3 protein-coding genes are annotated in these 6,874 nt (G+C 35.4%); 2 read left to right on the forward strand and 1 reads right to left on the reverse strand.

The window, feature by feature from the left end; genetic code table 11:
• Positions 1 to 5: 5 nt before the first annotated feature.
• A complete protein-coding gene (gyrA, locus tag ACOYLT_RS02695) occupies positions 6 to 2,573 on the reverse strand; it encodes a DNA gyrase subunit A (RefSeq protein WP_422852304.1) in 2,568 nt (855 codons plus the stop codon).
• A 263-nt stretch (positions 2,574 to 2,836) separates the two neighbouring features.
• Here gyrA and ACOYLT_RS02700 point away from each other — a divergent pair, with 263 nt between their 5' ends.
• A complete protein-coding gene (locus ACOYLT_RS02700) occupies positions 2,837 to 5,380 on the forward strand; it encodes an ATP-dependent Clp protease ATP-binding subunit (protein WP_422852305.1) in 2,544 nt (847 codons plus the stop codon).
• A gap of 83 nt (positions 5,381 to 5,463) precedes the next feature.
• Positions 5,464 to 6,852 (forward strand): 30S ribosomal protein S6--L-glutamate ligase, encoded by a 1,389-nt coding sequence (gene rimK / locus ACOYLT_RS02705; protein WP_422852306.1) that lies wholly within the window; start codon positions 5,464 to 5,466, stop codon positions 6,850 to 6,852.
• Positions 6,853 to 6,874 lie beyond the last annotated feature (22 nt).

Here is a 6,874-nt window from a genome sequence, read left to right on the forward strand (position 1 = left end):
TTTAATTATTCTTGAGTTTCAGTAGTATCTTCCGAAGTATCAGTGTCAGTTTCAATTTCATCGTTGATGTCATCGCCGTCAACGATTTCTCCTGCTACTTCAACTTCGTCTTCTTTCATTACTTTGGTTACTGCAGCAATGGAATCATTTCCTTTGATATTAATTAAACGAACGCCTTGTGTAGCTCTTCCCATGACTCTCAAATCAGAAACTTCCATTCTAATCGTCAATCCCGATTTGTTGATAATCATTAAATCATCCTCATCAGTCACTGCATTGATAGAAATTAAAGCACCTGTTTTTTCGGTAATATTCAAAGTTTTCACTCCTTTACCCCCTCTATTAGTAATACGGTAAACATCTTCTCCATCTTCATCTACCAATTTAGTTCGTTTTCCATAACCGTTTTCGGTAACTACTAAAAGTTGTGTGTCGTTAATATCGTCTTTGTTCACAGATACCATCCCTATGACCTCGTCTTTATCATTTGCCAAAGTAATTCCTCTAACTCCCGAAGCTGTTCTTCCCATTGGACGTGTTTTTTCTTCTTCAAAACGAACTAATTTTCCAGATTTCACGGCAATTAACACTTGGCTTTCACCATTGGTTAATTTTGCTTCCATTAGTTCATCATCTTCTCTAATTGTAATGGCATTGATACCGTTTTGTCTTGGACGAGAATATTGTTCCAATGACGTTTTTTTCACTTGTCCTTGTTTGGTAGCCATAATAACAAACTGACTGTTGATGTATTCTTCATCTTTTAGGTCTTTTGTACAAATAAATGCTTTCACTTTATCATCGCTTTCAATGTTTATTAAGTTTTGAATAGCGCGACCTTTACTTGTTTTACTTCCTTCTGGGATTTCATATACACGCATCCAGAAACATTTTCCTTTTTGAGTAAAAAACAGTAAGTAATTATGATTAGTGGCTACAAACAAATGTTCCAAGAAATCTTGATCTCTTGTTCCTGCACTTTTTTGTCCAACCCCTCCACGATTTTGTGTTTTATACTCCGATAAATTAGTACGTTTGATATAACCAGCATGTGAAATAGTGATGACTACATTTTCATCGGCAATCAAATCCTCAATACTCACGTCTCCGCCTGAATATTCAATAACTGAACGACGTTCATCACCATATTTATCTCTAATTTCTACTAATTCGTCTTTGATCAATTGCATTCTCAACTCTTTACTAGCCAATAGGTCTTTCAAGTGTTGAATTAATTTCATGATTTCTTCATATTCGGCTCGTAACTTGTCTTGTTCTAGGCCTGTCAATTGACGTAATCTCATTTCAACAATGGCACGTGCTTGAATTTCAGACAAAGTAAAACGTTCAATCAATTTAGCTCTAGCTTCGTCTCCATCTTTTGAGGAACGAATTAAGGCAATTACTTCGTCAATATTATCAGATGCTATAATTAATCCTTCTAAGATGTGTGCTCTTTCCTCTGCTTTACGCAATTCGAATTGAGTTCTTCTCGTAACAACATCATGACGGTGTTCTACAAAATAATGAATCAAATCTTTAACATTCAACATCTGCGGTCTTCCATTGACCAATGCGATATTATTGACACTGAAAGAAGATTGCAATTGTGTAAATTTATAAAGCGTATTCAAAACTACATTTGGAACAGCATCACGTTTTAATTCATAAACGATACGCATTCCGTTTCTATCCGATTCATCTCGAATATTTGAAATACCTTCAATTTTTTTATCATTAATCAAGTCGGCAGTTTTCTTAATCATGTCTGCTTTATTGACTTGATAAGGAATTTCAGATACGATAATAGCATCCTTTCCATTTGACTCTTCAAAACTTATTTTGGCACGAATAACAATTCTTCCTCTACCCGTTTTGAATGCTTCTCGCACACCCTCCATTCCATAAATTATTCCTCCTGTTGGAAAATCGGGTGCTTTGATATGTGTTATTAATTCATCAATTTCAATGTCATTATTATCGATATAAGCCAAAGTTCCATCGATAACTTCTGTTAAATTATGGGGTGCCATATTGGTAGCCATTCCCACTGCAATTCCAGATGCACCATTAATTAGTAAATTAGGCACTCTAGTAGGCATTACTTTTGGCTCATATAAAGTATCATCAAAATTCAATTGGAAATCAACAGTTTCTTTGTCGATATCTGCCATAATGTCTTCCGACATCTTTTTCATTCTGGCTTCGGTATAACGCATTGCTGCAGGACTGTCGCCATCAACTGAACCAAAATTACCTTGACCGTCAATTAAAAGATAACGTAAACTCCATTCTTGCGCCATACGAACCATGGCGTCATAAACAGATGTATCTCCGTGTGGGTGATACTTACCTAAAACCTCTCCAACAATTCTTGCCGATTTTTTATGAGCTCTATTAGAAAAAACGCCCAAATCATACATTCCATATAACACTCTTCTGTGTACTGGTTTCAACCCATCACGAACATCTGGTAATGCTCTTGATACAATAACCGACATCGAATAATCGATATAGGCAGATTTCATTTCATCTTCAATATTAATAGGAATTAACTTTTCTCCGTCAGACATAGTTCTATAAATTAGTAATAAAAATTAGTTTAAATTCAAAACGTGCTAATATATAGAATTTATCGTTTTTAGCACTACTTTTAGTTCACAAATTTCAATGATTTATTAACAAAATAGGTGCGTTTTTTGGTTAATAAAATAGTTATATTACTGCTAATATTATTGACTTTTTTTTGTCACTTAGCTGACAGTACTTTTAGACGGAATGATTTTTGCATAAACCATAGATAATAACTAAATTTACATACAACAATAATATATACATGGATGATAATTTTTCGCCAAGAGTTAAAGATGTTATAACCTACAGTAAGGAAGAGGCATTGCGCTTAGGCCATGACTTTATTGGCACAGAACATCTTATGCTTGGTATCCTGAGAGATGGAAATGGTAAAGCGATTGCTATTTTAAATAACCTATCTATAGATTTAGAACATTTGAGAAAAAAAGTAGAGATTTTAAGTCCTGCCAATCCGAATGTAGAAATTAGCAACGAGAAAAAGAACTTACACTTGACACGTCAAGCTGAAAGAGCGCTAAAAACAACTTTTTTAGAAGCAAAAGTATTTCAAGCTACTTCCATTAGTACTGCTCATTTACTATTGTGTATTCTAAGAAATGAGAATGATCCAACAACAAAACTATTGCATCGTCTAAAAATAGACTATAATGTAGTTAAAGAACAATATTTAAATATGACACCAAACGATGAAGATTTTATGGACAACCTACCTAAAAATGAGGCATATAATGACGATTCTGGACAAGATGACAGTTTAAAAGAAGGTAGTTTTAATAATCCAGGGAACAAAACCAATAAAAAATCTAAAACTCCTGTTCTAGATAATTTTGGTCGCGACTTAACTGAGATGGCCGAAGAAGGAAAACTCGACCCCGTAGTAGGTCGAGAAAAAGAAATTGAGAGAGTTTCTCAAATTTTAAGTCGTAGAAAGAAAAATAATCCATTATTAATTGGTGAACCTGGTGTGGGTAAATCTGCCATTGCCGAAGGATTGGCTTTACGAATTATACAGAAAAAAGTATCCCGAATTCTTTTTAACAAAAGAGTGGTAACCCTTGATTTAGCTTCATTAGTTGCCGGTACAAAATACCGCGGGCAATTTGAAGAGAGAATGAAAGCGGTAATGAATGAATTAGAGAAAAATGATGATATCATACTATTTATAGATGAAATTCATACTATCGTAGGTGCTGGTGGCGCAACAGGTTCTTTAGACGCCTCTAATATGTTCAAACCTGCTTTAGCAAGAGGCGAAATACAATGTATTGGCGCTACTACTTTGGATGAATACCGACAATATATTGAAAAAGATGGTGCTCTAGAAAGACGTTTTCAAAAAGTAATTGTAGAACCTACATCTGTGGAAGAAACTATTACGATTTTGAACAATATCAAAAACAAATACGAAGACCATCATAATGTTATTTACACCGACGAAGCTATTGAAGCTTGTGTAAAATTGACCAATAGATACATGTCTGAACGTTTTCTTCCGGACAAAGCTATCGATGCTTTGGATGAAGCGGGTTCAAGAGTTCACATCACCAATATTGATGTACCCAAGCAAATTTTGGATTTAGAACGCCAATTGGAAGAAGTGCGCGAATTGAAAAATTCTGTAGTCAAAAAACAGAAATATGAAGAAGCTGCCAAACTTCGTGATGATGAAAAGAAACTTGAAAAAGACTTAGCCATCGCTCAAGAACAATGGGAAGAAGACTCTAAAAACAATCGTATAAGAGTTACTGAGGATAATGTAGCCGATGTAGTGTCTATGATGACTGGAATTCCAGTAAATCGTATTGCACAAACAGAAAGCAATAAATTGGCTCATCTTCCAGAATTGATAAATGGAAAAGTAATCGGACAAAACGAAGCCGTGATGAAAATATCACGTTCCATTCAACGAAATCGCGCTGGATTGAAAGATCCAAATCGTCCTATTGGTTCCTTTATATTCTTGGGGCAAACAGGAGTTGGAAAAACACAATTGGCTAAAGTTTTGGCGAAAGAATTATTCGACTCTGAAGACGCTTTGATTAGAATTGACATGAGTGAATACATGGAAAAATTTGCTATCTCCAGATTGATTGGTGCGCCTCCAGGGTATGTTGGTTATGAAGAAGGTGGTCAACTGACCGAAAAAGTGAGAAGAAAACCATACTGTGTAGTGCTTTTAGACGAAATTGAAAAAGCGCATCCCGATGTGTTTAACATGATGCTTCAAGTTTTGGATGATGGTTATTTGACAGATAGTTTAGGACGAAAAATTGATTTCAAAAATACGATTATTATCATGACTTCCAATGTTGGTGCCCGTCAATTGAAAGATTTTGGGCAAGGCGTAGGTTTTGGTACTGCCGCAAAAGTTGCTCAAGCAGACGATTATTCAAAAAGTGTGGTTGAAAATGCTTTGAAAAAAACATTTGCTCCCGAGTTTTTAAATAGAATTGATGATGTAATTGTTTTCAATCCGTTGGAGAAACATGACATCGATTTGATTATCGAAATTGAATTAAAAAAACTATTCGGAAGAGTGGAAGAATTAGGATATAAACTTAATTTATCTGACACTGCCAAAGCTTTTATTGCCGAAAAAGGTTTTGATAAACAATTTGGTGCACGCCCACTAAAAAGAGCCATTCAAAAATATGTTGAAGATGCTTTAGCAGAAGAAATTATTACTTCCAAAATTGCATCAGGCGACGAAATTTTTATGGATTTAGACGAAGTAGCTCAAGAGCTTATCGTAAAAATTCAAAAAGCTGAAAAACCAACTAAATAATAAAGTCTAACATAGAATAAGCCACGAATGCACGAATAATTTTATTGTTTTATTCGACTTTCGTGGTTTTTTAATTGATTACAATGCCAGAAAATAAAATCATATTAGGTTCAGAAGAATGGTGTTCTTTTCCTGAACTTGGAATCCCAGCCATCAAAGCCAGAGTTGATTCTGGGGCTAAAACATCAGCACTTCACGCCATTAATATTGCTCCTTTTGTAAAAGAAGATGAAAATTGGGTGAAATTTGATATTAATCCCATTCAGAATAATTTAAAAACCGTTATTCATTGTCAAGCAAAATTAATTGACAAACGCATCGTTAAAAGTTCGAGTGGTTTCAGAGAGCAGCGCTATGTCATTCAAACGCCACTACAAATTGGAAATGATTCTTGGGAAATTGAAATGACATTGACTAATAGGGATTCTATGGGTTTCCGAATGCTTTTAGGTCGCGAAGCTATGAGTGGCAGAATATTGGTGGACCCCGAACAAAAATATTTACTTGGGCAAACCACAACTGAAACGCTGAAAGATTTATATTTAGATGTTATAGTAAATAAATCAGGGTTGCGAATTGGTCTTTTAGCTAGTAATCCTGAACTATACAGTAACAAACGCATTATGGAAGCTGGCGAAATGCGCGGTCATGAAATGCACTTTTTGAACATCAAAGAATGCTACATGAAACTGGATGCCGTTAAACCAGAAATTCATTACCGTGGCGGAAAAATATTAGATAATTTTGATGCAATCATACCAAGAATTCGTCCTAGCATTACGTTTTATGGTTGTGCTTTGACGCGTCAGTTTGAAGCCATGAAAGTCTTTTGCTTGAACTCGGCAGCAGCCATTACACAATCACGTGACAAACTATTTTCGTTGCAATTGCTCTTGCATCATGGGGTTGATATTCCCACAACTGGTTTTGCTAACTCACCATTGGATACTGATGATTTGATTAAAATGGTTGGCGGGTCTCCGTTGATTGTTAAACTATTAGAAGGCACACAAGGAAAAGGTGTGGTATTGGCCGAAACCAAAAAAGCAGCCGAGTCGGTAATTAATGCTTTCAAAAGTTTGAATGCTAATATTTTGGTACAAGAATTTATTAAAGAAGCAGATGGAAAAGACTTGCGCTTATTTGTAGTTGATGGCAAAGTGGTAGCAGCCATTCAGCGAGAAGCTGCACCAGGAGAATTCCGGGCTAACATCCACATGGGCGGAACCGCAAGTGTCATTAAACCCACAAGTGACGAGAAAAAGATAGCTATTAAAGCCGCAAAAGCCATGGATTTGAAAGTGGCGGGTGTAGATATAATTCGTTCTTCAAAAGGTCCTTTACTATTGGAAGTGAATTCATCACCAGGATTAGAAGGAATTGAAGGCGCTACCAATAAAGACATTGCAGGCGAAATGATTAAAGCCATTGAGAAAAACTTTAAACTAAAAATTAATGAGTCCCTTTCTTGATATTATTATTAGAAGTGTAAGT

The organism is Flavobacterium sp. (assembly GCF_049318185.1).
Lineage (GTDB): Bacteria > Bacteroidota > Bacteroidia > Flavobacteriales > Flavobacteriaceae > Flavobacterium.